This window comes from Microbacterium lacticum (genome assembly GCF_006716815.1).
Taxonomy (GTDB): domain Bacteria; phylum Actinomycetota; class Actinomycetes; order Actinomycetales; family Microbacteriaceae; genus Microbacterium; species Microbacterium lacticum.
Genome location: NZ_VFPS01000001.1, coordinates 723,409 through 747,696, shown reverse-complemented (window position 1 = coordinate 747,696; position 24,288 = coordinate 723,409). Strand labels below are relative to the sequence as shown.

At 70.2% G+C, this 24,288-nt stretch carries 26 protein-coding genes and 1 pseudogene; 15 read left to right on the top strand and 12 right to left on the bottom strand.

What is annotated here, in order from left to right:
* Positions 1-51: 51 nt before the first annotated feature.
* Positions 52-1,011 (bottom strand): COX15/CtaA family protein, encoded by a 960-nt coding sequence (locus tag FHX68_RS03565; RefSeq protein ID WP_229661485.1) that lies wholly within the window; start codon positions 1,009-1,011, stop codon positions 52-54.
* Between the two features lie 314 nt (positions 1,012-1,325).
* Positions 1,326-1,511, bottom strand: a complete 186-nt coding sequence (locus FHX68_RS03560; protein ID WP_141379768.1) for a hypothetical protein — start codon at positions 1,509-1,511, stop codon at positions 1,326-1,328.
* 542 nt (positions 1,512-2,053) lie between these two features.
* Between FHX68_RS03560 and FHX68_RS03555 the strand changes: the two genes are divergently transcribed.
* Both FHX68_RS03555 and FHX68_RS03550 read left to right on the top strand, forming a co-directional pair.
* Positions 2,054-3,421 carry a M20/M25/M40 family metallo-hydrolase gene (locus FHX68_RS03555; RefSeq protein WP_141379767.1) on the top strand — a complete coding sequence of 456 codons (1,368 nt, stop codon included), beginning with the start codon at positions 2,054-2,056 and terminating at the stop codon, positions 3,419-3,421.
* 9 nt (positions 3,422-3,430) lie between these two features.
* Positions 3,431-4,261 carry an undecaprenyl-diphosphate phosphatase gene (locus FHX68_RS03550; protein ID WP_141379766.1) on the top strand — a complete coding sequence of 277 codons (831 nt, stop codon included), beginning with the start codon at positions 3,431-3,433 and terminating at the stop codon, positions 4,259-4,261.
* 40 nt (positions 4,262-4,301) lie between these two features.
* Here FHX68_RS03550 and FHX68_RS03545 read toward each other — a convergent pair whose 3' ends face one another.
* Positions 4,302-5,177 carry a PAC2 family protein gene (locus FHX68_RS03545; protein WP_141379765.1) on the bottom strand — a complete coding sequence of 292 codons (876 nt, stop codon included), beginning with the start codon at positions 5,175-5,177 and terminating at the stop codon, positions 4,302-4,304.
* A 175-nt stretch (positions 5,178-5,352) separates the two neighbouring features.
* On the opposite strand from FHX68_RS03545, the gene FHX68_RS03540 reads away from it, so the two are divergent.
* From FHX68_RS03540 to lnt, 9 genes are all read left to right on the top strand, one after another.
* Entirely contained in the window at positions 5,353-6,060 is a 708-nt protein-coding gene (locus tag FHX68_RS03540; protein WP_255314010.1) for an HAD family hydrolase, read from the top strand.
* Positions 6,057-7,142 carry a tRNA (adenine-N1)-methyltransferase gene (locus FHX68_RS03535; protein WP_141379764.1) on the top strand — a complete coding sequence of 362 codons (1,086 nt, stop codon included), beginning with the start codon at positions 6,057-6,059 and terminating at the stop codon, positions 7,140-7,142. Before FHX68_RS03540 ends, FHX68_RS03535 begins: the two co-directional genes overlap by 4 nt.
* A 4-nt stretch (positions 7,143-7,146) precedes the next feature.
* Positions 7,147-8,067 carry an FKBP-type peptidyl-prolyl cis-trans isomerase gene (locus FHX68_RS03530; RefSeq protein WP_141379763.1) on the top strand — a complete coding sequence of 307 codons (921 nt, stop codon included), beginning with the start codon at positions 7,147-7,149 and terminating at the stop codon, positions 8,065-8,067.
* A gap of 50 nt (positions 8,068-8,117) precedes the next feature.
* A complete protein-coding gene (locus tag FHX68_RS03525) occupies positions 8,118-9,110 on the top strand; it encodes a helix-turn-helix transcriptional regulator (protein WP_141379762.1) in 993 nt (330 codons plus the stop codon).
* Complete coding sequence (locus FHX68_RS03520; RefSeq protein WP_141379761.1) at positions 9,107-10,105, top strand: helix-turn-helix transcriptional regulator; 999 nt, start codon at positions 9,107-9,109, stop codon at positions 10,103-10,105. The genes FHX68_RS03525 and FHX68_RS03520 overlap by 4 nt, the downstream gene beginning before the upstream one ends.
* Before the next feature lie 87 nt (positions 10,106-10,192).
* On the top strand, positions 10,193-10,480 hold the full coding sequence (gene tatA / locus FHX68_RS03515) for a Sec-independent protein translocase subunit TatA (protein WP_174799077.1): 288 nt from the start codon (positions 10,193-10,195) through the stop codon (positions 10,478-10,480).
* Between the two features lie 67 nt (positions 10,481-10,547).
* Positions 10,548-11,303, top strand: coding sequence for a twin-arginine translocase subunit TatC (gene tatC, locus FHX68_RS03510; RefSeq protein WP_141379774.1), 756 nt, complete (start codon positions 10,548-10,550; stop codon positions 11,301-11,303).
* Positions 11,300-13,792 (top strand): DEAD/DEAH box helicase, encoded by a 2,493-nt coding sequence (locus tag FHX68_RS03505; protein ID WP_141379760.1) that lies wholly within the window; start codon positions 11,300-11,302, stop codon positions 13,790-13,792. The genes tatC and FHX68_RS03505 overlap by 4 nt, the downstream gene beginning before the upstream one ends.
* Before the next feature lie 23 nt (positions 13,793-13,815).
* On the top strand, positions 13,816-15,465 hold the full coding sequence (gene lnt, locus FHX68_RS03500) for an apolipoprotein N-acyltransferase (protein WP_141379773.1): 1,650 nt from the start codon (positions 13,816-13,818) through the stop codon (positions 15,463-15,465).
* 171 nt (positions 15,466-15,636) lie between these two features.
* Here the strand turns inward: lnt and FHX68_RS03495 are convergent, their stop codons facing one another.
* The 4 genes from FHX68_RS03495 to FHX68_RS03480 form a co-directional block, all read right to left on the bottom strand.
* A complete protein-coding gene (locus tag FHX68_RS03495; protein ID WP_141379759.1) occupies positions 15,637-16,014 on the bottom strand; it encodes an RNA polymerase-binding protein RbpA in 378 nt (125 codons plus the stop codon).
* A 125-nt stretch (positions 16,015-16,139) separates the two neighbouring features.
* Positions 16,140-16,910 (bottom strand): glycerophosphodiester phosphodiesterase family protein, encoded by a 771-nt coding sequence (locus tag FHX68_RS03490; protein WP_141379758.1) that lies wholly within the window; start codon positions 16,908-16,910, stop codon positions 16,140-16,142.
* On the bottom strand, positions 16,907-17,890 hold the full coding sequence (locus tag FHX68_RS03485) for an SPFH domain-containing protein (RefSeq protein WP_141379757.1): 984 nt from the start codon (positions 17,888-17,890) through the stop codon (positions 16,907-16,909). The genes FHX68_RS03490 and FHX68_RS03485 overlap by 4 nt, the downstream gene beginning before the upstream one ends.
* Positions 17,890-18,390, bottom strand: coding sequence for an NfeD family protein (locus FHX68_RS03480; RefSeq protein WP_141379756.1), 501 nt, complete (start codon positions 18,388-18,390; stop codon positions 17,890-17,892). Before FHX68_RS03480 ends, FHX68_RS03485 begins: the two co-directional genes overlap by 1 nt.
* A 123-nt stretch (positions 18,391-18,513) precedes the next feature.
* Here FHX68_RS03480 and FHX68_RS03475 point away from each other — a divergent pair, with 123 nt between their 5' ends.
* Entirely contained in the window at positions 18,514-19,272 is a 759-nt protein-coding gene (locus FHX68_RS03475; protein ID WP_141379755.1) for an SDR family oxidoreductase, read from the top strand.
* Between the two features lie 68 nt (positions 19,273-19,340).
* Here FHX68_RS03475 and FHX68_RS03470 read toward each other — a convergent pair whose 3' ends face one another.
* Positions 19,341-19,889, bottom strand: coding sequence for an HdeD family acid-resistance protein (locus tag FHX68_RS03470; RefSeq protein WP_141379754.1), 549 nt, complete (start codon positions 19,887-19,889; stop codon positions 19,341-19,343).
* A gap of 92 nt (positions 19,890-19,981) precedes the next feature.
* Complete coding sequence (locus tag FHX68_RS16300) at positions 19,982-20,158, bottom strand: hypothetical protein (RefSeq protein ID WP_373288689.1); 177 nt, start codon at positions 20,156-20,158, stop codon at positions 19,982-19,984.
* 12 nt (positions 20,159-20,170) lie between these two features.
* On the opposite strand from FHX68_RS16300, the gene FHX68_RS03460 reads away from it, so the two are divergent.
* From FHX68_RS03460 to FHX68_RS03455, 3 genes and pseudogenes are all read left to right on the top strand, one after another.
* Positions 20,171-20,650, top strand: a complete 480-nt coding sequence (locus FHX68_RS03460; protein ID WP_141379753.1) for a GNAT family N-acetyltransferase — start codon at positions 20,171-20,173, stop codon at positions 20,648-20,650.
* A gap of 134 nt (positions 20,651-20,784) precedes the next feature.
* The gene (locus FHX68_RS15125; protein WP_170214192.1) at positions 20,785-20,925 is read left to right on the top strand and encodes a hypothetical protein; all 141 of its coding nucleotides are present in this window, start codon (positions 20,785-20,787) and stop codon (positions 20,923-20,925) included.
* A 229-nt stretch (positions 20,926-21,154) separates the two neighbouring features.
* Positions 21,155-21,652 (top strand): annotated as a pseudogene (locus FHX68_RS03455) (MFS transporter); the annotation flags it as partial.
* Here the strand turns inward: FHX68_RS03455 and FHX68_RS03450 are convergent.
* The 3 genes from FHX68_RS03450 to FHX68_RS03440 form a co-directional block, all read right to left on the bottom strand.
* Positions 21,653-21,913: a DUF6458 family protein gene (locus FHX68_RS03450; RefSeq protein WP_141379752.1), complete on the bottom strand. Its 261-nt coding sequence runs from the start codon at positions 21,911-21,913 to the stop codon at positions 21,653-21,655.
* 100 nt (positions 21,914-22,013) lie between these two features.
* Positions 22,014-22,784 (bottom strand): SGNH/GDSL hydrolase family protein, encoded by a 771-nt coding sequence (locus tag FHX68_RS03445; RefSeq protein ID WP_141379751.1) that lies wholly within the window; start codon positions 22,782-22,784, stop codon positions 22,014-22,016.
* 120 nt (positions 22,785-22,904) lie between these two features.
* Positions 22,905-24,287 (bottom strand): MFS transporter, encoded by a 1,383-nt coding sequence (locus FHX68_RS03440; protein ID WP_141379750.1) that lies wholly within the window; start codon positions 24,285-24,287, stop codon positions 22,905-22,907.
* Between the last annotated feature and the right edge of the window lies 1 nt (position 24,288).

Here is a 24,288-nt window from a genome sequence, read left to right as displayed (position 1 = left end):
TCCCCACGCATGCAGGCTTCTGCGAGTCTACGATCCAGGATGCCTGCGTCATCACTCAGGGGAGGCTGGGAGCTCGGTTCCAAGTGGCGCATTAGCGACGTGTGGCCGTTCATGTGCGTCAAGCAGCAGACTGACAACGCCCGCCCAGACCAAGGCTGAGCCGAGAAGGTGCAAGACAACCGCCATCTCGGGCAGGCCGGTGATTGATTGGACGAGGCCAACTATTCCCTGTGCGACAAGCACGAGGACGAGCACACCGGCTCTCCGGTGCACGATGAACGTCTCGCTTCGTCGCGTAACAAGCCACACGGAGATGGTGAGTACAAGGACCGCGGACGCGGTGATGGCGTGAGCGATCGTGATGACGCCCCAGTCGATGGGGATCCGCTCCACGCTGGCGGAATCGCCAGCGTGCGGACCGGCGCCCGTAACAGCCGTACCAGCGACAACCAATATCGCCGTGATCGCCACAAGCGCAGTCGACAGCCTTCGAACACTTGCGGGAACTGTCTGCGGCGTCGTTCGGTCTTCGAACGATCCAACGAGACGCCAGGCGACAGTAGCGGCCGTCAAGAGCAAAGTCGCCGCCAGAAAGTGGGCAGCAACGACATATGGACTCAAGCGGGCGAGCACCGTCACGCCCCCCACGACTGCATTGAGCACGATGATCCAGAACTGAACCCATGCCCAGCGCGTGACCCGCGGCACTGGAACTGCTTGCAGCCTAGACACGACGATCAGCCATCCGACGACGATGCAAAGCACGACAGTCAACACGCGGTTCCCGAACTCGACGAGGCCGTGGATCCCCATCTCTGCGGTTGGCCCCAGAGTGCTTGTCGTGCATGCTGGCCAAGTAGGGCAACCGAGGCCGGAACCGGTGACGCGTACTACACCGCCGGTGACGACGATCAGAATACTGGCCACCAGCGCGGCAGCGGCCGCCCAGCGGAGACTTCGGCGGCCAAACCTGATACGCCTTGCGAGCCAAGTGAACGGGGTGCCCATCATCCAACGAACAGTCTCTTGACCATGGCATCAGCGTACTTGCTTCGGTGATCGATGCCTCGGATTGTGGTGCGTGACCGCGATGCCACGATATGGCGCGGGGAGGAAACGCTGTGCGCGGCGCGATGAGCATCACGCACTCCGTCTGAGCGACACCGCACGGGATGCAGGTGAGCAGAACCACGAGCAGCTGGCGCGGAAAAGCTGTGCCTGCCGAACCGGCCACTCCCACAGCCTGCCAAGCTGGAGCAGATCAGCGCGGTTCCGTGCTCCCCTTTGGATGTTCTCGGCACACTGGGCAAGCGCGGGCGACCCGATCACGAGCAACTGCTGCGCGAGCTGCCGACCGTGCGGATCAGGCGGCGATCAACAAGCGGCTGTTCGCTATGACGCGCACCGAGACGATCACCGGCGGCAACCTCGTCCTGCCCCCTGATGAGGAAGCCCGCGATCCAGACGACCAGGATCATCAGATGGACGCGATCAGCGGTTGGGTGGGCCATGTTCACAGACTAGGAGCGCCCTGCGCCTGGCGCTGAGGTAGGAGCACGCAGGAGTCGCTGCATGGTCTGGCCTCGCGCCGGGCACGCGCTGTTCGCCCTCGGTCAGCCGCCTCCTGAGGGCGCCAACGTGGCAACATCTTGGCAACGAATGCTGACGACAAGAACTTGTCGGACGCACTCGACACCCCGGAAACACAGGCCAGCGAGGGTCAGCAACGCAGTTTCGCGGGGGCCGAACCCCCCCTCTCATGGCGGTGTCATAAGTGCTAACTCAGGTGCTAAGCAACGTGTAGCTGCGCGCATCTCGATGCAGTTGTGCACAGGCTGACTGCCGTTCTGCCCCGTGTTTCCGGGCCTCAACGCCGATCCATGATTCTGAGCGCGAGGGGGTCGAGGTCAGTTCAAGTCCCCCCTCGCGCACAGCGTGTGAATACAGTGAAAAGGGCCCCGGATGGGGCCCTTTTCTTGTTCCGGCGCACGTCACCGTTTCGGTGCGCGTCGGCCGTCTCGGTGCGCGCCACGGTGCCCGGTAGCGTGAGGGCATGAGCGCAGCCGAGCCGTCCGCACCGTCCACCGCGCCTCTCCCGGGTGGCGACGGCGACGATCTGCCCGAGGTCGCGCGGATCGCGCGCGACCTCATCCGGTTCGACACGACGAACTACGGCGAGGGCCGCGCGAACGGCGAGCGCGAGGCGGCCGAGTACGTCGGCACGTTCCTCGCCTCGCTCGGGCTGGAGCCGGAGTACTACGAGCCGATCCCGCGGCGCACGAACGTCGCGGCGCGGGTGAAGGGACGCAGCTCCGACAAGCCCGCGCTGGTGCTGCACGGACACCTCGATGTCGTCCCCGCCGTCGCGGGCGACTGGAGCGTCGACCCGTTCGCGGGGGTCGTGCGCGACGGCCTGCTGTGGGGCCGAGGGGCCGTCGACATGAAGGACATGGATGCCATGATCCTGGCATCCGTCGCCGAGCTCCTCCGGGCGGGGGAGCAGCCCGAACGCGACCTCGTGCTCGTGTTCTTCGCCGACGAAGAGAACGGCGGCGTCGAGGGCTCGCAGCTGGTCGTGCGGGACCGGCCGGAGTGGTTCGCCGGTGCCACCGAGGCGATCAGCGAGGTCGGCGGCTACTCGATCCCCGTCGGCGACCGCCGCGCGTACCTCCTGCAGGTGGGGGAGAAGGCCCTCGTCTGGCTGCGGCTGCGCGCCCGCGGCACCGCGGGCCACGGCAGCCGTGTGCACCCCGACAACGCCGTCACACGGCTCGCCGAGGCCGTCGCGACGCTCGGCCGCACCGACTGGCCGATCGAGCTCACCGACACCACCCGCCAGACCGTCGACGCCCTCGCGGCGCTGTGCGGCGCGGCGTCCGACTCCGCCGACGACGGCGGGGCACCCGACCCCGACGCGGTCGCCGCGGCGACCGGGCCGGCGGCCGGGTTCCTCCGCTCCACGTTCCGCACGACGACGAATCCGACCGGTCTCGAGGCCGGCTACAAGCACAACGTGATCCCGGATGCCGCGTCGGCGGCGATCGACGTGCGCACCCTGCCCGGGCAGGAGGATCTCGTGCTCGCCGAGATCCAGCGGATCGTCGGCAACGACATCGTCATCGACATCGCCCACCGGGACATCGGGCTCGAGGTGCCGTTCTCCGGCGACCTCGTCGAGGCGATGGTCGCCGCCCTCGGCCGGCACGATCCGGGGGTGCCGGTGGTGCCGTATCTCATGGGCGGCGGCACCGACAACAAGGCCCTCGCCGAACTCGGCATCGCCGGGTATGGATTCGCCCCGCTGCGCCTTCCCGACGACCTCGATTTCACGGGTATGTTCCATGGGGTGGATGAACGCGTCCCGATCGACGCGCTCGTGTTCGGCCAGCGGGTGCTGACCGACCTCCTCCGCACGTACTGAAAGGCCGGCATGCTGTTCGACGCGATCATCCTCGGGATCGTGCAGGGGCTCACCGAGTTCCTGCCCATCTCCTCGAGCGCGCACCTGCGCATCATCGGCGAGTTCCTCCCCTCCGCGGAGGACCCGGGGGCGACCTTCACCGCGATCACCCAGATCGGCACCGAGCTCGCCGTGCTGGCGTATTTCTGGAAGCGCATCGTCCGCATCGTCGGGCAGTGGTTCCGCTCCCTCACCGGCGCGGTGCCGCGCAACGACCCCGACGCCCGGATGGGCTGGATCGTCATCATCGGCACCATCCCGATCGGCGTGCTCGGCTTCCTCTTCCAGGACGTCATCCGCGACACCTTCCGGAACCTCTGGCTCGTCGCGATCGTGCTGATCGTGTTCGGCCTGCTGCTCGGCGCCGCCGACGCGCTCGGCCGCCGCACGCGCGAGGAGAGCGACCTCACCTACCGCGACGGCCTGCTGCTGGGTCTCGCGCAGTCACTCGCGCTCATTCCCGGCGTCTCGCGCTCGGGCGCGACCACGACGATGGGTCTCGCCCTGGGCTTCACGCGCACCGCGGCCGCCGAAGTCGCCTTCCTCCTCGCCGTGCCGGCGGTGTTCGGCAGCGGCCTGTACGAGCTGATCCACGCCATCCGGGAGCCCGGATCGGCCGTGTTCACGGGCGTCGAGACCGCCGTCGCGACCGGCATCGCGTTCGTCGTCGGCCTCGCGGTGATCGCGTTCCTGATGCAGTACCTGAAGCGCGGCAGCTTCCTGCCGTTCGTGATCTACCGGGTCGTCCTCGGGATCGTGCTCATCATCCTGCTGAGCCTCGGCGTGCTGCAGGCGTACTGAGGCCAGCGCGACGGTCAGCGCCCGGAGTCCGGCGGAGCGATCAGCGGCCGGAGCCCGGGCCGCCGAGACCCTTGGGTCCCTGGCCGGGGCCGTCGCCGCCGCGGCGGAGGTACCGCTCGAACTCCTGCGCGATCGCGTCACCGGAGGCCTCCGGCGAATCCCACGTGTCGCGGGTCTGCTCGAGCTGGTGGATGTACTCCGTCATCTCCTCGTCGTCCGACGCGGCCGCGTCGATCGACGCCTCCCACGCGAGCGACTCGGCGGGCAGCTCGCCGCGGGGCACGACGGCGCCGGTGAGGTCGGTGAGGCGGTCGAGCAGGGCGAGGGTCGCCTTCGGCGACGGGGTGTGTCCGGCGACGTAGTGCGGCACGCTCGCCCAGAGGGCGGCGCACGGGATGCCCGCCGCTTCGGCGGCGGTCGCGAGCACCGTGAGGATGCCCGCCGGACCTTCGTACGTCGGCTTCTCGAGCCCGAACTCCGCGCGCAGCGCCTCGTTATCGCTGCCCGCGAAGATGGAGATGGGGCGCGTGTGCGGGACATCCGACATCATCGAGCCGAGCGCGACGATGCCGGTGATGTCCTCGCGCAGCGCCGCGTCGATCAGCTCGGCGACGAAGGCCTGCCACGCCCGCGCGGGCTCGAAGCCCGACAGCAGCCAGAGGCGGGTGCCGTCGGCGGGATGCAGGGGCCGCCACAGCGTGGCGTCGGGCCAGACGAGCGAACGCGAGCCGTCGGCATCCAGCCGCACCTGCGGCCGCGTGTACTGGTAGTCGAAGTACAGCTCGGGGTCGACCGCGAAGACCTCGCGATACGCGCCCGACTCGCGGATGTGGCGCACCGCGGCCGAGGCGGCTTCGCCGGCGTCGTTCCATCCGTCGAACGCGACCACGAGAACCCGCTGACCCAGTTCGTCCACGCCGCTCCTCGTCTCTCGCGAACAGTTGCCCTCCAGGATACGCGCGGCCAGGCGCACGCGGGCGTGCCGCGCGGAACGCCCGCAGACCGACGGGCATGGCGCGAACCCGGGGCGGGCGCGGCAGGAACCCCGAGGCGGACCCGGCACGCCCGGGTCGACCGCCTAACATGGAGCGGTGAGTTCCGCCCCCCTCGCCCCTGCCCTCCCGGATGCCGTGCTGTGGGACATGGACGGCACCCTCGTCGACACCGAGAAGCACTGGATGGCCGCCGAGGGCGCGCTCGTCGAGCGCTTCGGCGGCACGTGGACGCACGAGCAGGCGATGACCCTCGTGGGTCAGGGGCTCGAGACCTCCGCCGGGATCCTGCAGGAGGCCGGCGTGCGGATGCCCGCGCACGAGATCGTCGACCACCTGACCGCCGAGGTCATGACGGCGCTCGAGGAGCTCGGTCCGCCGCTGCGCCCGGGCGCCCTCGAACTGCTCGGCGCCCTGCGCGACGCGGGTGTGCGCTGCGCCCTCGTGACGATGTCGCTGCGGCGCATGGCCGAACTCGTCGTCGGCGGCCTGCCGGAGGGGCTGTTCGAGCTGATCGTCTCGGGCGACGACGCGACCCGCCCCAAGCCGTTCCCCGACGCCTACCTGCAGGCGTGCGCCGCGCTCGGCGTCGACCCCGCCCGCGCCGTGGCGATCGAGGACTCGCCCACGGGCGTGCGCGCCGCCGTCGCCGCCGGCGTCCCCACGGTCGGCGTGCCGCTCATGGTCTCCCTCGTGGGCGCCGGCGCCCACGAACTGTGGCCGACGCTCGAGAACCGCACCCCCCACGACCTCGCCGACGTCTCGTCGGCACACGCCGCCGCGGCGGCGCGGAAAGGCCACGCATGACCACCGACCAGCAGCCCGCCGACTCCCAGCCGGCCGACGACCTCCGCCCGAGCGGGCCGTTCCGCCTCGGCGACCGCGTGCAGCTGACCGGCCCCAAGGGTCGGATGCACACCGTCACCCTCCGCGAGAACGGCGAGCTGCACACCCATCACGGCGTGCTGAAGCACGAGAACATCGTCGGCCAGCCCGACGGATCGGTCGTCACGAACTCGGGCGGGCACGAGTATCTCGCCCTCCGTCCGCTGCTGCGCGACTTCGTGATGTCCATGCCGCGCGGCGCCGCGATCGTCTACCCGAAGGATGCCGCGCAGATCCTCGCTCAGGCCGACATCTTCCCGGGGGCGACGGTCGTCGAGGCCGGTGTCGGCTCGGGCGCCCTGTCGCTGTGGCTGCTGCGCGCCATCGGCCCGGCGGGACGGCTCGTCTCCTTCGAGCGGCGCGAAGAGTTCGCGCAGGTCGCCGAGGCGAACGTGGAGACCTTCTTCGGCGAGTATCCGACGACCTGGTCGGTCGTCGTCGGCGACCTCGTCGCCGAGCTGCCGACCGCGCTCGCCCCGGCATCCGTCGACCGTGTCGTGCTCGACATGCTCGCCCCGTGGGAGTGCCTCGACGTCGTCGCCGACGCGCTCACCCCCGGCGGGGTCGTGATCTGCTACGTCGCCACCGCGACGCAGCTGAGCCGCGTCGCGGAGTACCTGCGCGGCACGGGCCTGTACACCGAGCCCGAGGCGAGCGAGACGATGGTGCGCGGCTGGCACGTCGAGGGTCTCGCCGTGCGCCCCGACCACCGCATGGTCGCGCACACCGGATTCCTCATCACCGCGCGCCGCCTCGCGCCGGGCGCGGTGCCGCCCGACGTCCGCAAGCGCGCGCTGAAGAAGCCGAGCTACGCCGACGACGACGTCGAGGCGTGGACCCCCGGCGCCGTCGGTGACCGGCAGATCACCGACAAGAACCTGCGCAAGCGCGTGCGGGAGGCCCAGCGCGCCGTCGACGGGGCGCGGATCGCCTCGCGCGCCGCGACCGACGACGCTGACGACGCCGCCGGCGCGCAGGCCGGCTCGGGCGGCGTCGTAGACTGATCCGGTGCTCCGGATCCCTGCCGCCCTCGCCGTTCTCGGCCTCTCCGCTCTGACCCTCGCGGCATGCGCGTCGTCGCCCGCCGCCTCCGGTTCGACGTCGTGCGAGCGCAACGATTCGGATGCCTCGGTGCTCGACTTCGCACAGGCATCCGGCACGTTCGGCACCCCCGCCCTGACGCTCAAGGCGCCCGTCTACGTGGACCACACGACCTACACCGACACCGAGGTCGGCACGGGGCGGCAGATCACGAGCGACGCGCAGGACGTCGTGTTCAGCATCGCGATCGCGAACGGCGCCACCGGTCAGTCGCTCGTGCAGGCGGCGCCGCCCGTGCAGCCGCTGTCGAGCTGGCACTCGAGCTACGAGGGTCTCGTGACAGCGATGATGTGCGCCACGGAGGGCACGCGCGTCGTCGCCGCGATCCCGGCGAGGGAGCTGTCCGCGGCCGGCGCGCAGGACCTCGGCGTCACGGACGACCAGTCGATCGCCGTGGCGATCGACATCAAGAAGGTCTACCTCGCCGCCGCCGACGGCACCCCGCAGTACAACGACCGCCGCGGCATGCCCTCGGTCGTGCTCGCCCCGGGCGGACGCCCCGGCGTGATCGTGCCCGACGCGGCCGCTCCGTCGGACCGCGTGGTCGAGGTGCTGAAGAAGGGTGACGGCCCGCAGGTCGGCTCGGGCGACACGGCGCGCGTGCAGTACACCGGCGTCGACTGGAACACCCGCAAGGTCACGAACTCCACGTGGGAGAACGGCGCGTCGATCGCGGTGGCACCCAACAGCGACCTCGCCTTCGCGTCCGACCTCTCGGGTATGACGGTCGGCTCGCAGCTGCTCGTGGTCGCCCCTTCGTCGGACGGCGACGCCACGATCTACGTCGTCGATCTGCTCGGCATCGACGACCCCGCCGCGACGCGCTGACACGCGCCGCCGCGCGCCCGGTGGTTCCGGGGCCGCCCTAGGATGGGCGGGTGGCATCCGAGACGACCCGTACCGCTCCCGAGGAGCGTCTCGTCAACCTCGTCGTGGCCCTCATGGCCACCGAGCAGGGGCTGACGAAGGAGACGATCCTGTCGTCGGTCGCGGGCTACCGCGAGCAGGTGGGCGCGGGGGCGTCGAAGGACGCGCTGGAGAAGATGTTCGAGCGTGACAAGCAGACGCTGCGTGGGCTCTCGATCCAGGTCGAGACGATCGGCGACTACGCCGATCCCGACGATCTCCGCGAGGCGCGCTACCGCATTCCGACGGCGGAATACGAGCTGCCCGCCGACATCGCGTTCACGCCCGCCGAGCTCGCCGTCCTGAACCTCGCCGGCGGCGTCTGGAGCGAGAGCTCTATGTCCTCCGACGCGCGCGCCGGTCTCCGCAAGATCCGCGCCCTCGGCATCGACGTCGACGCGCCGATCATCGGCTACTCGCCGCGCCTCAGTCTGCGCGAGCCCTCGTTCGCCCCCCTGCAGCGGGCGATCGAGCAGGGCCGCGTGGTCGCGTTCGACTACCTCAAGCCGGGGGAGGATGCCCCGCACCGCCGCCGCATCCACCCGCTGGCCCTCGTCGAGTATGAGGCGCGCTGGCACGTCTACGGGTTCGATCCCGACCAGCAGGACACCCGCACCTTCCTCCTTTCGCGCATCACGTCGGACATCGAGGTCACGAGGTCGTCCTTCGATCTGTCCGCCCGCGAGGGCGCGGGGGAGCGGGCCCTCACGGGGCTCGCCGACCTCGCCGAGCGGCAGCAGGCGCTCGTCGAGATCGCCCCCGGAACCGAGGCCGCCCTGCGGCTCAGCCGGCGCGCGGCGCCCGTCGAACAGGGCTTCCGGGTGCCCTACGTCGATGCGCACATCTTCGCCGACGAGCTCGCCTCGTACGGCCCCGAGGTGCGAGTCGTCGAGCCCGCGGAGCTGCGCGACCAGGTGCAGGAGCGCCTCCGCCGGGTGCTCGCCGCGCACGGGGGTGCCGCATGAACGCCGCGCGCCCGCTGCTCGGCGCCGACCGCGCCGCGCTCATCCTGCAGCTCGTGCCGTACCTCATCGGCAAGGGCGAGGTGTCGCTGGCGGAGGCCGCCGACGAGTTCGACGTCACCACGGCGCAGATGCGGAGCATGGTCGAGAAGCTCACGGTCATCGGCCTCCCCGGTGACAGCGGGTTCTGGCAGATGGCCAACGATCTCTTCGACATCGACTGGGACCTCCTCGACGAACGCGACCTGATCGTCATCACCAACGCCGTCGGCCTCGAGCGCACGCCGCGGCTCAGCGCCCGCGAGGCGGCGGCGCTGCTCGCGGGGCTGCAGCTCGCGGCGTCGCTCCCCGGCGTGGGCGACAGCGGCGTCGTGCAGGGGCTGCTCGCCAAGCTCGCGCGCGGCGCGTCGAGCACGCCGGCCGACGTGCTCGTCGCCCCGCCGGCGGTCGACGACGTGCGGGTCGCCGTCGCCGAGGCCGTGCAGCGCGGCGTGGCGCTGTCGTTCGACTACCAGGCTCCTGACGCGCCGGTGACCACCCGCACCGTGGATCCGGTGAAGGTGCACATCGCGAACGGGGAGTGGTATCTGCAGGGCTGGTGCCACCTGCGACAGGCGATGCGCACCTTCCACCTCGACCGGGTGTCCCGCGTCACGCTCACCGACACCGCCAGCACCCACGCCGCGGACGCCGTGCCGGCGCTCTTCGAGCCTTCCGATGCGGATGTCGAGGTGCAGGTGCGCTACCGCGAGACGATTGCGCCCATGCTCGCCGACTTCGTCCTCGACGTGTACGAATCGGACGGCGACGTCGCCCCCGAGGCGCCCGGGGCTCCCGATGCCGCGCGCACGCGCACCGCGGGCATCCGTGTGGGCGACGCGCGCAGCCTCAAGCGGCTCGCGGCGCGCTTCGGCGGAGACCTCGAGGTGCTCGGTCCGCCGGAGGTGCGCGAGGCGACCGCCGCCTGGGCGCAGGCCGGGCTCGCGCAGTACACCTGAGCCCGATAGCGAACCGCGGTGCCGCTCACGCCTCGGACAAAGGTGCGCCGGGTACACTGGGGCGCACGCTTCGACAAAGGGGACACAATGCCCAGCAACCTGTTCGCCGGTCCGCACCTGTGGATCCTGCTCATCGTGATCCTGCTGCTGTTCGGTGCCGCCAAACTGCCCGCACTGGCCAAGAGCATGGGTCAGTCCGCCCGCATCTTCAAGGGTGAGATGAAGGCGATGAAGGACGACGACAAGACCGCGGGCGCCGAGGCATCCACGGTCGACAACGCCGCCGCCACGCCGCCGCAGACGACGGCGATCCAGACGCCCGCGGTGCCGACGCCGGTCGAACCTGCCCCCGGCGCGCCCGACGCCAAGTCCTGATCGTTCCGTGGCCACGGCCGAACACCCCCCTCTGAACGCGGAGAACGCTCCGCGGCGCGACAAGCGCATGTCGCTCGGCCAGCACCTCGTCGAGCTGCGCCGGCGTCTGGTGATCGCGATGATCGCCCTCGTCGTGGGCATGGCCGTCGCGTATTTCCTCACCGACTGGATCATCGGTGCGATGACCGAGCCGATCCGGATCGTCGCGGAGCAGCGCGGCGACAGCGAGCTGGTGAAGCTGATGTACCCGACGATCACCGGGCCGTTCGACATGCGACTGCGCATCTCGTTCGTCGTCGGCATCATCCTTTCCGCCCCCGTCTGGCTGTGGCAGCTGTGGGCGTTTCTCATGCCCGGGCTCACCCGCAAGGAGATCCGCTCCACGATCGGGTTCGTCGCCGCCGCGATCCCGCTGTTCTTCGCGGGGTGCTTCGTCGGCTGGTGGGTCATGCCGCACATCGTCGAGATCATGGCGTCGTTCTCGGCCGAGGGCGCCGCGAACATGTACGACGCGAAGTACTACTACGACTTCGTCTTCAAGCTCGTCATCGTCGTCGGTGTCTCCTTCGTCATCCCCGTCTTCCTCGTGGCGCTGAACCTCGCCGGCATCATGAGCGGCAAGGCGATCCTGAAGTCGTGGCGGGTCGCGGTGCTCGTCACGGTCGCCTTCGCCGGCCTCGCCACACCGGCCGCCGACGTCGTGAGCATGCTCATGCTCGCCGGCATCCTGATCGTGCTCTTCTTCGCGGCGGCGGGGCTGTCGATGCTCTTCGACCGGCGGCGGGCCAAGCGTGCCGCGGCCGATCTCAGGCCGCTCGCGTGAGCGATCCCGCCGCGCGCTACGCGCGCGCCGAGAGCGCCCGGGCGCATCCGATCACCACGGCCTTCGCCGGGGCGCAGCGGTTCGAGCTCGACCCGTTCCAGATCGCCGGATGCCACGCGCTCGAGGAGGGCCGGAGCGTTCTCGTCGCGGCGCCGACGGGCGCCGGCAAGACGATCGTCGGCGAGTTCGCGATCCACCTCGCGATGCTCACGGCGGGGGAGAAGGCGTTCTACACGACCCCCATGAAGGCGCTGTCGAACCAGAAGTTCCGCGAGCTGCAGGAGGTGTACGGCGAGAGCGAGGTGGGCCTGCTCACCGGCGACACCAACATCAACGGCAACGCGCGCGTGGTCGTCATGACCACCGAGGTGCTGCGGAACATGCTCTACGCCGACTCGGCGGCGCTCCGCGGACTCCGCTACGTCGTGATGGATGAGGTGCACTACCTCGCCGACCGCTTCCGCGGCGCGGTGTGGGAGGAGGTCATCATCCACCTCCCGCTCGAGGTGCGGCTGATCGCCCTGTCGGCGACGGTGTCGAACGCGGAGGAGTTCGGTGACTGGCTCGACACCGTGCGCGGCGGCGGCGCCGACGAACCCGCCGTCGAGGTGATCGTCTCGGAGACCCGGCCGGTGCCGCTCGAGCAGCACGTGCTCGTGCGCGGCGACCTGCTGCCGCTGTTCGACGACCGCGCCGGCATCGCGACCGCGCAGGTCAACCAGGAGCTCATGCGCATCCGCGGCGGCAGCGGCGCCCGCTACGAGAACAACCGCCAGGCGCAGCAGTTCCGCTCGCAGGGCGGGTACGACGCGGTGCGCAAGCGACCGCCCCGCGGCGGACGGCGACCGGTGCGGTCGTCGAACATGCAGCGCATCGAACGCCTCGACCGCCCGCAGGTGGTGCAGCTGCTCGAACGGGCCAACCTGCTTCCGGCGATCTTCTTCATCTTCAGCCGCGCCGGCTGCGATGGCGCCGTGCAGCAGGTGCGCCGTTCGGGGCTGCGGCTGACGACCCGCGAGGAGCGCGACGAGATCCGCCGGGTCATCGACGAGCGCACCCGCACCCTGCACGAGGACGACCTCGAAGTGCTCGGCTACTGGGAATGGCGCGACAACCTCGAGCGGGGCGTCGCCGCCCACCACGCGGGCCTCCTGCCCGCCTTCAAAGAGGTCGTCGAGGAGCTCTTCCGCCGCAAGCTCGTGAAGGTCGTGTTCGCCACGGAGACCCTCGCGCTCGGCATCAACATGCCCGCGCGCACCGTCGTGCTGGAGAAGCTCGAGAAGTTCAACGGCGAGGCGCGGGTCGCGATCACGTCGGGGGAGTACACGCAGCTCACCGGCCGCGCCGGGCGCCGCGGCATCGACGTCGAGGGCCACGCCGTCGTGCAGTGGACCGAAGCGCTCGACCCGCAGGCGGTCGCGGCACTGGCATCCCGCCGCACCTACCCGCTGAACTCGAGCTTCCGGCCGACGTACAACATGGCCGTGAACCTCATCGACCAGTTCGGGCGGCGGCGCGCGCGCGAGATCCTCGAATCGTCGTTCGCACAGTTCCAGGCCGACCGGGCCGTCGTGGGGCTCGCGCGCGAGGTGAAGGATGCCGAAGAGTCGCTCGCCGGCTACGCGAAGGCGATGACCTGCGACCGCGGCGACTTCGTCGAGTACGCCGGGATGCGGCGGGAGCTCAGCGACCTCGAGAAGCTGAACCGCGCCGACCGCACCGCGCCGGCGCGCATCCGCGACCAGCGTCAGCGGGAGATCCAGGACCTCCGCCGGCGGTTGCAGCGCCACCCGTGCCACACGTGCCCCGACCGTGAGGCGCACGCCCGCTGGGGTGAGCGCTACGCCAAGCTGCAGCGCCGGGTCGAGAAGATCCGCCGCCAGATCGACGCGCGCACCGGCACCGTCGCGCGTGTGTTCGACCGCGTCGTCGACGTGCTCGTCGCCGTCGACTACGTGCACCTCGAAGACGGCGGCGAGGCGACGCTGACGCCCGCCGGCGCGACGATGAAGCGCATCTACGGCGAACGCGACCTGCTCGTCGCCGAGGCGCTGCGACGCGGACTGTGGACCTCGCTGGATGCCCCGGGGCTCGCCGCCCTCGCCTGCTGCCTCGTCTACGAGCCGCGCCGCGACGAGGCCGGGCCCGGCGAGCACGGTCTGCCGCGCGGACCCTTCCGGCAGGCCCTGTCCGCCACGCAGGAGCTCTGGGCCCGCCTCGACGACCTGGAGCAGGACCACCACCTGCCGGGCACCGAGCCGGTCGCCACCGGCCTCGCCACCGCGATGCACTCGTGGGCGCGCGGAGCCTCGCTCGACCGGGTGCTCCAGGAGGCCGACCTCGCAGCGGGCGACTTCGTGCGGTGGGCGAAGCAGACGATCGACCTGCTCGACCAGCTCTCGCTCGTCGCCGCGCCGCCGGTCGCCGCGACCGCACGCGCGGCGCTCGACGCGGTGCGCCGGGGCATCGTCGTGTACGGGTCGCTGTGAGCCGGGACACCGCTCTGGCATCGATGGCCGCGTCCGACCGAGCTCTCCGCCCCCTGCTGCGCCCGCTGCTCCCGCTCTGGGCGGCGCTCGTCGCCGCCGCGGTCGCGGGCCTCGTGCTCGCGCTCGCGTTCCCGGCGCTGTCGTGGTGGCCGGTCGTGTTCGTCTCGGTGCCGCTCGCGCTCGTCGCGCTCATCGGCCGAAGCGCCTGGGGGGCGCTGCTCGTCGGGTTCGTCTTCGGAGCGGCCCTGTTCTTCGTGAACCTCTCGTTCACGGCGCGCTACCTCGGCCCGGTGCCGTGGATCGCGCTGTCGACCCTCGAGGCCGCCCTCACCGCCGTGATGGCGGTGCCGATCACGTGGGCGTACCGCTGGCTGCCACGGCTCGCGCGGGGTGCCACGCGCGACTCCAGCGCCTCGAGCAGCTCGGGCAGTTCGGGCGGCTGGGTTCGGCTCGTGGCGCTTCCGGCGCTCGTGGCGGGGCTCTGGGTCTCGCGGGAGGAGCTTCTCGGCACGTTCCCCTATGGCGGCTTCCCGTGGGCGCGACTGGGCGTCACCCAGGCATCCTCGCCGCTGGCCGATGTCGCATCGTGGACGGGGATGACCGGGCTGTCGTTCCTCATCGCCTTCGCGTGCGCGGCGGCCGTGGAGTGCGTGCGGCTTCAGCCCTGGCGGGACTGGCGCCGGGCGGCCACGACCATCTCGGGCGACAGACGGCCCCGGTGGCGGGCCGCACTGACGGCGCTTCCCACCGTCGCGGTGGTCGTCGTCATGGTGCTGCTGCCGCAGTTCCCGACGACGGAGGCCGGCGCGATGCGCGTCGGCGCGGTGCAGGGCAACGGCCCGGCCGGCTACTTCGACCAGCGGCAGCCCTACGACGTGTTCCGCGCCCAGTTGGCGGCGACGAAGCCGATCGAGGACGGGCGGCTCGACGTACTGTTGTGGCCCGAGGGCGGCGTCGACGCCGATCCCACGCAGAACGCGCCCGTCGCCCGCGAGCTCGACGCGCTCGCGGAGCGCGTGCAGGCGCCGCTGCTGATCGGCGCGATCACCCAGCGCGGGAATCAGTACTTCAACTCGTCACTCGTCTGGGAGGCGGGCGCGGACAACCCCGTGGGAACGTACGACAAGAGGCATCCGGTGCCGTTCGGCGAGTACGTGCCCGACCGGTGGTTCTACCGCCTGTTCGCCTCCGACCTGATCGACCTCATCCAGCGCGAGTACACGCCGGGCACGGCCACGCCCGCGCTCGAAGTGGGCGGCGTGACCGTCGGTCTCGCGATCTGCTTCGACGTGATCTACGACGACGTCATCAGAGACGGCGCGCAATCCGGCGCCGAGGTGTTCATGTTCCAGACGAACAACGCCGACTTCCGCGGCACCGACGAGAACCTGCAGCAGCTCGCGTTCGCCCGCATGCGCGCGATCGAGTCGGGTCGCGCCGTGGTGAACCTCTCGACCGTCGGGACGAGCCAGCTGATCGCCCCCGACGGCGCCACGATCGACGCGCTGCCCGAGGGCGAGCCGGGCGCGATGGTCACCGACGTGCCGCTGCGCACCGGCATGACGCCGGCGATGGTGATCGGCGAGGGCCTGCAGACGCTGCTCGGCTGGGGGAGCATCGTGGCGCTCGTGATCGTCGGACTGCTCTCGCGACGCCGGACGCGGCGGGCGTAGCCCGGGCGCGGCAGGCACGGCGGGCCCAGCTGACACGGCGGGCACTGGGGGCGTCCTCCGCGGCGGCCACCGCCGAGGACGCCGAGCACCGGCGGGTACGACGAAGACGTCGGCCTCCGGTTCAGGCGGAGGCCGACGTCCGGGGGATCGTCGACGCGGTGTGCTGCGGACTCAGGCCGTGAGGCGGGTGGTGTCTCCGCCTGCGCCGCGACGTGCGCGCAGGAGCGCGAGGCGCTCTTCGAGCAGCTCTTCGAGCTCGGGCACGGTGCGACGCTCCATCAGCATGTCCCAGTGGGTGCGGGTGACCTTGTCGCCCGAGTGGTCGACCTCGATGACGGTGTCGCCGACGCGTCGGACGGCCTCGGCGCCGCACGTGCGGCACTCCCAAGCTTCAGGAAGCTCGGCATCTGCCGCGAACGTCATCACGGTCTCACGTCCGCACTGCGTGCAGACGTACGTGTGGTTGGCGCGCTCATGAAACACGACGCCTTCCTCGCTCTGTAGGCTGGAAGCGCCGAGTCGGATGCCGCGCAGGCTGCGGTCTGCCATTGTGTGGTCCTCTCGTCCGTACAGGTATAACGTGCTCACCTGTGCGCATCATCCGAACGGACGGGGCGCATCGGCCTTTCACAGCGGATGCTCAGCGCTTGAGGGACTGCCCGCCTCGTGGGGGATCAGCGCCGCGCCGCCACTGCCGCGAGGGCGAGATCGGTGCGATCGGTGACGATGCCGTCGACGCCGAGCTCGAGCAGCCGCATCATCGTGGGGGTGTCGTTGATCGTCCAGACGTGGACCTCACAGCCCGCATCGTGGGCGGCGCGGACGAAGCCGGTGGTCACGAGCCGGAACCAGCCGAACCGCTCGGGAACCTGCAGGGCGTCGATGCGCTTCAGCACGCGCCGTACGAGCTTCTTGGACCCCGTCGCGCGGGCCAGCAGCATCCGGATGACCGTCCCCTGCCCGGCGGAGGTCGCGGGGATGGCGCCGCGCTCGATCGCGGCCGTGAGCGCGGCCCGCCGGCGGCGGTCGGAGAAGCTCGTGATGAGCACCCGGTCGGCGTAGGGCGGGATGAGCCGGCCCAGCCGGGTCGCCCCGTCGGACTTGACATCGAGGTTGAAACGCAGCGTCGGGAACGCCTCGAGCGCCTCGACCGCCGTGAGCAGACCACCACGGTCGGCCATGATGGCGGCGAGTTCGGCATGGCGCACGTCGGCGATGCGGCGCGGGTCACCCGTTACGCGCGCCAGGTTGTCGTCGTGGAAGAGGACGACGACTCCGTCGGAGGTCACGTGGCAGTCCGACTCCACATACGTTGCGCCGGCCGCGTGGGCCGCCGCGAACGCCGCAAGGGTGTTCTCGACGAAGCCCTCGGAGTCGGGAGGGACGAAACCGCGATGTGCGAGGACGCGCGGTGTGCCTGTCGCGTGGAACCAGGGATGCGTCACGGGGTCGGAGCGGGGCCGGGGTCGGTGGACGGCGGCGTGGGCGGAGCCTGCGTCGCGCGCGCGGCCGTGGAGACCGCACCGGCGCCCGACGTGAAGGCCGACCCGAGCCCGCGCATGGCCTCGGTGAACTCGCTCGGGATGATCCACATCTTGTTGGCGGTGCCCTCGCTGATCTTCGGCAGGGTCTGCAGGTACTGGTAAGCGAGGAGCTTGTCGTCCGGACGTCCAGCGTGGATCGCGTCGAAGACGTTCTGGATCGCCGCAGCCTCGCCCTCCGCGCGCAGGATCGAGGCCTGCTTCTCACCCTCGGCGTTGAGGATCGCCGCCTGTCGGCGGCCCTCCGCCTCGAGGATCTGCGACTGCTTCGAACCCTCGGCCGTGAGGATCGCGGCGCGCCGGTCGCGCTCGGCGCGCATCTGCTTCTCCATCGAGTCCTGGATGGAGTGCGGCGGGTCGATCGCCTTCAGCTCGACGCGGGACACGCGCAGGCCCCACTTGCCGGTCGCCTCGTCGAGGACGACCCGCAGCTGGCCGTTGATGTTGTCACGGCTCGTGAGGGCCTCTTCGAGGTTCAGACCCCCGACGACGTTGCGGAGGGTCGTCGTGGTGAGCTGCTCGACGGCGGACAGGTAGTTCGCGATCTCGTAGGTCGCGGCACGCGCATCCGTCACCTGGAAGTAGACGACGGTGTCGATCGAGACGACGAGGTTGTCCTCGGTGATGACGGGCTGCGGCGGGAACGACACGACCTGCTCGCGCATGTCGACGAGCGGGCGCAGACGGTCGATGAACGGCACCAGGATGTTGAGGCCGGGGGAGAGGGTCCGCTGATAGCGTCCGAGACGCTCCACGACACCCGAGTAGGCCTGCGGGATGATCCGGATCGACCGGAAGATCACCACGACCACGAAGATCGCGATGACGATCAGCAGGACGATGATGAAGAGCTGTCCCACGAACGCTCCGATGTCTACCGGCATCAGTCTGTGCTCCTGTCGGTGTGGGGGAGGGGGGCCACGGTGGTGTTCGCCGGGGCGATCTCGACCATAGCGCCCCGCACCGCCGTGACGATGACACGATCGCCGACGGCGATGTTCGCGCTGTCGTCGGACGCCGTGACCGACCACAGCTCGCCGTTGTCGAGACGGACCGAGGCGACGTCGCCGGTGAACGGGGCGATGAGGCGCCCGCCGAGGCCGTAGATCGCGTCGACGTTCGTGGGCTGCAGCGCGCTCGAACGATGCAGTGCCCGCAGCAGCAGTGGGCGGATCGTGAACAGCAGCAGGGCCGAGATCGCGGCCGCGGCGAGGATCTGCAGCCACCAGACGCCGCCGAGGAGGTTCACGCCGAGCCCGCCGATGAGCGTGCCGGCCGCGAGCATCAGGAAGGTGAACTCGAGCGTGAGAAGCTCGACGATCACGAACAGGATCGCGAGCACGAGCCAGGCGATCCACATGTACTGTGTCAGATCCGGCAACATCCGCTGCTCCTTCGCCCCTTTCGTGCACCCTAACATTCCCCGGTGGCCGCGGCTCCGTTGGTAGTGTCGAGAGGTCGTGCGAGACCATCCGACGACGCCACGAAACGCACTGCAGGAGTCACCATGACACAGCCCATCCCCGCCGGCTCTCTCAGCGGAAAGACAGCCCTCGTGACCGGATCGTCGCGCGGTATCGGCGCCGACACCGCCACTTATTTCGCGCAGGCGGGCGCCAACGTCGTGATCAACTTCCGCAACAAGGCGCCGCGCGCCGAGAAGCTCGCCACGCAGTTGCGTGAGCTCGGCGTCGAGGTGCTCGTCGTCGGCGCGGATCTGACCGACCCGGCATCTGTCTCGGACATGATGAGCCAGGTCAGGGATGCCTTCGGGGGCTTGGATCTGCTGGTGCTCAACGCCTCGGGCGGCATGGAAAGCGGCATGGGCGAGGACTACGCGCTCGTGCTGAACCGCGACGCGCAGCTGAATGTGCTGGATGCCGCGGTGCCGCTGATGGGTGACGGCTCGCGCGTCGTGTTCGTGACGAGCCACCAGGCCCACTTCATCCGCACGACCCCGACGATGCCCGAGTACGAGCCGGTTGCGCTGTCCAAGCGTGCCGGTGAGGATGCGCTGCGCGAGCGGATCCCGGGCCTTGCCGAGCAGGGTATCGACTTCGTCGTGGTCTCGGGCGACATGATCGAGGGCACGATCACCGCGACGTTGCTCGAGCGTGCGAATCCGGGGGCGATCGCGGACCGTCGCGAGTCGGCCGGAAAGCTCTACAACGTGTCGGAGTTCGCGGCAGAGGTGGCTCTCGCGGCTGTCGAACCCATTCCGAGCGACAACACGCGACTTGTGGGAGATGTGAGCTCGTTCGGCTGAGCGGCATCCCCTCATCGACGAAGCGCCCCGAGCCGACCGGCCCGGGGCGCTTCGTCGTGAAAGAGGTGCTACTTGCCGAACGTGAACGCGCGGAAGACCTGGATGACACCCATGACGACCGCGAAGACGCCTAGCAGCCACCACAGCACAATCGCTCCCCACAGGGGCGAGAAGAGCAGGGTGATGCCGGCGAGGATCGAGATGATCGCGAAGAAGACGGTCCAGCCCTTCGACGACGCCACGCTCAGGGTCGACAGCGCCACGACGCCCTCGGCGATCCACATGATGCCGACAAGGATGCCGAGGAAGATCGCGAGCCACACGGTCGTCGCACCGAGGTTCATGAACGCGAGGATGCCGGAGATGACGAACAGGACGCCGAGGAGGATGTGGCCGATGCGCGACCAGCCGTCCTTACCGGCGCTGAAGATTCCGAGTCCCGCGTACACGAGGCCCGCGACGATCGCGTAGATCGCGATGATCGCGGTGACGACCATCATCGTCTTGCCGGGCCAGACGAGGATGAGGGTACCGAGGATGATCGAGAGGACACCGCCGATACCGAGGGCGGTCCGAATGCCGTTGGTGGCGGTCTTTGCGATGGGGGGTTCTGTCATGACAAGCCCTTTCTGAAAGTCTCCTTCGAGGGAGGTGTTTTCAGGCTAGCGCTCACAGGGGGCGATGTGGGGGATTGTCGTCACAAGAAGCGTCACTCGAGTTCGGAGATCAGCGCCTCGACGCGGCGCCGGATCTCGTCGCGGATGGCTCGCACGCGGTCGAGGCTCTGACCCGCGGGGTCGTCGAGGAGCGAGCACCCGCACGCGATCGCCGGCCACCTGCTGCAGTCGCGGGACGGGCATTTCTCTGCACTCCGACGACGCGCCATAGTCTGCTGGCTATGGTGATCACGATCCGTCCAGCTCGACCGGATGACGCCCCGGGCGTGCGTTATGTCGGCACCGTGAGCTGGCCGGCTACATACGGATCCGACAAGGGCGCCGCTTACGTGATGTCGGGGTTGGACCAGTTCTGGAATGCGGAGGCCATCGGCTCCGCGATCCAGGCTGGAAACATCTACGTCGCGGAGTCGGAACAGGGCATCGTCGGAATGGTCCACGTGGAGGAGTTGGGCGCCGACATGGTCATGTGGAAGCTGTACGTCCTTCCGGACCATCAGCTCCACGGGATCGGCAGATTGCTGGTGGGCGCCGCGAAGAGCCACGCGGGCGCGCACGGCAAAGAACTGGTGACCGAGTACGACCCGAGCAACGAACGGGTTCGAGGCTTCTACCTTCGCGAGGGGTTCGAGGCGACTGCTTCGTTGTGGCCCGGGAGCGACGCACGCTGGCTCCGGTGGACTGGAGTCGCAGACCAGTAGATCGGTTGATGATCAGTCCACTCAGCGGTTCTGGACTCACGCCGATAATGTACATTATGTCAGCTTGAACGAGCGAAGCGCTGCTAGCCTCTCCGGATGGCCCCCCTCGAGTGCCACTCCCGCAACGACCTCTTGTGACGCTTCTGTGCATCGCTCTCGTCGTCGTCTTCCGGAAGCGGCTTCGAATCAGCTGGAGCACCGTGGCCATGGTGATCATCTGCGCGGTCGTGCTGGCGGGCCTGCTCTACTTCTTCACCCGGGTCCTCGCCCTCTGACGCGGTCCGGAGCGGCGCCCGCGCGCGAGTAGCGTAGACGGGGTGACCCTGCACCGCCCGCCCGCCGCCACCGGGCCGGGATGGCGCGGCTGGTTCATCTGGGGTGTCGGGGTGGCGGCGTACATGCTCGCCGTCGTCAACCGCAGCTCCCTCTCCGCGGTCGGTGTCGACACCGCGGAACGGTTCGGTGCGGATGCCTCGACGCTGTCGATGTTCGCCGTCGTGCAGCATGGCTCTCGGACCGGTGATGGGCGAGCTGTCCCGCCGCATCCCCCACCTGCGTTCGCGCGCGCTCGTCCTGCCGGCGATCGCTGTGCAGGCGATCGCCTGGCTCGTCGTCATCGCGTGGCCGGGCGCCGCGCCGGTGTGGCTGCTCTACGTGCTCGCGTTCGCTCTCGCGATGGGCGGGCCCGCGTCGATGATCGCCTTCGACCACGCGCGCACACACAATCCCGCGCATCGGCTCAGCACCGCCACCGGCATCACGAACGTCGGCGGGTTCCTCGCCGCGCTGATCGCGATCTTCATGATCGGCCTGGCGCTCGACCTCCAGGGCGCCGGGACGCCGGACACCTACCGGTTGGATGCCTTCCGGCTCGCGTTCCTCACGCAGGTGCCGCTCTGGGTCATCGGCTGGATGTTCATCGTGATCGAACGCCGGAAGACCCGCATGCTGCTCGGGCTCGACGAACCGCGTCGCGGCCGCCCAGCCCGAGCACGCGACTAATCAGACGACGCCGTCGCCCGAGCTGCTGGCCTCGGTGCGGGTGACCCGCTCCCCCGCGACCGGGTCGACCGTGCGCGTCACCTGTTCGGTCGACCGGCGACGGAACACGAACACGAGCCCGATGAGGAAGACGACGACGCCCGCTCCCATCAGGATGTAGCCGACGAGGTCGAGGTCGATGAACTGACTCGTGTCGACGTTGACGGCGAAAACGAGGATCGCTCCGATGACGAACAGGGCGATGCCGGCTCCGATACTCACGATGATGCTCCTGACGGCGGGTGTTCCGGGGTGGACCGCACAATCTTCGTGGATGCCACGAGATCGTGCGTCCCCCTTGACAGCGTCCCCCTCCGCATGCTCACAACATGGATCGCGGCGCGACCTCGATCCACTCGCCGCCGAACTTCGCCGCGCGCCCATCGCCGGACGACGTGCCGGTGAGGCGCCGCTTGACCCACGGCCCGAGGTGCTCGCGGAAGTAGTCGCCCCGCGCGAGCCGTACCGTATCGTCCCGTTCGGGCAGCTCCCACCAGCCCTCCGGCACGGTCTCCCCCAGCGCGTCGAGCACCCGAGCGGCGACACGGTGGTGGCCACGGCTGTTCATGTGCAGCCGATCCTCCGACCAGAACGAGGGGCTCGACAGCGCGGCATCCGGCCAGTTCAGCGCCTGCACGACGTCGGACCGCCCGCCCATCCGCGCGACGACCGCCTCCGACATGAGGTCGCCGCGGCGCTGGATCAGCCGGCTGAGCGGCAGCTGCGCCGACGGGTTCGCGCCGGACAGCAGGATCAGCTGCACGCCCTCCTCATCGCAACGGCGCAGCACCTGGCTGAACGCGTCGGCGATGTGGGAGATGGAGGTGCGCGGGCGGAGCATGTCGTTGCCGCCGCCGTTGAACGACAGGTGCGTGGGCTTCAGGGCGAGCGCGGGCTCGAGCTGCTGGGCGACGATCGGCCACACGAGCTTGCCGCGGATCGCGAGGTTGGCGTATTCGATGCTGTCGCCGCGCGAATCGGCCCAGCCCTGCGCGGTGAGATCGGCCCACCCCCGCACGGTGCCATCGGGGAGCTCATCGCCCACGCCTTCGGTGAACGAGTCGCCGATGGCGACGAAGCGAACGGATGCCACCCGACGAGCCTACGCGCGCAGCAGCGTCACCCCGCGCACGCCTCCCACCCCGCTCGGCGACCGCCGCGCCCGGCGACGGTGTCGCCGGGCGGGATGCTGTCGAGGTCCGGGGCGCCGCGCTCAGCGATCGTCGAGCGCGGCGCCGCGCCGGTCGGCGAGCCCCCAGGCCGCCGCGGCGGCGATCACGAAGAAGGCGCCGAACACGGTGAACAGGAGCGGCGCGCCGCCGAGGCCGAGAAGCACCGGCACCGTCAGCGGTGCGATGATCGACGCGATGCGGCCGACCCCCGCGGCCCACCCCGATCCCGTCGCGCGGAGCGACGTCGGGTAGTTCTCCGGCGTCACGGCGTAGAGCGCGCCCCACGCGCCGAGGTTGAAGAACGACAGCGCCATGCCGGTCGCGATGATCGCCCCCTCCCCCGTCGCCGTGCCGAACAGCACCGCGGCGATCGCCGAGCCGACGAGGAACACCGACAGTGTCGTGCGCCGGCCCCACACCTCGATGAGCCAGGCGGCCACGGCGTACCCGGGAAGCTGGGCCAGGGTGATCAGCAGGGTGAACCCGAACGACTTGACGAGGTCGTAGCCCTGCGCGAACAGGATCGACGGGATCCAGATGAACGCGCCGTAGTAGGCGAAGTTGACGCAGAACCAGACGATCCAGAGCGCTGCGGTGCGCACGCGGAACTCCGGCGCCCAGAGCGTCCGCAACCGCTCGCCGGCCGACAGCCGGACCGGCGTGGCGGCCGGCGCGGCTTGGGCCACCGGCTCCACAGACCGCTGCGGTCGGCGACGCCGCGACGTGCCGAGCGGCGCCGCCGTCTCGAACCGCTCCACGACCGCTTCCGCCTCGTCGTGCCGACCCTGGCGCTCGAGCCAGCGCGCCGACTCGGGCAGGCCCCAGCGCACCACCAGCGCGTAGGCCGCGGGGAGCGCCCCGAGCGCGAACGCCCACCGCCAGCCGTCGGCGAGGTTCGGGATCACGAGGTATCCGATGAGCGCGGCCGCCGTCCACCCCACCGCCCAGAACGCCTCGAGGATGACGATCAGCCGGCCGCGCATCCGTGCCGGCGCGAACTCGCTGACGTAGGTGCTCGCGACAGGCAGCTCGGCGCCGAGGCCGAGCCCCACGAACACCCGCAGCACGATGAGTGCGGCGAGGCCCCCGACGAGCGCGCTCGCTCCGGTCGCGAGCCCGTAGACGAGGAGTGTCACGGCGAACACCGAGCGCCGGCCGTAGCGGTCGGCGAGGAGACCTCCGAGGCTCGCGCCGATCGCCATGCCGACGAACCCGGCCGACGCGATCCACGACGCCTGCTCCCCCGTCAGCGACCACTCGGCGATGAGCGCCGCGAGCACGAACGAGACCAGGCCGACGTCCATGGCATCCAGTGCCCAGCCGAGCCCGGAGCCGGTCAGCACCTTCAGGTGCGCCCGCGTGAAGGGCAGTGCGTCGAGGCGCCCGGCGACCGTCGGCGTGGTGCGGGGGGAGGCATCCGTCATG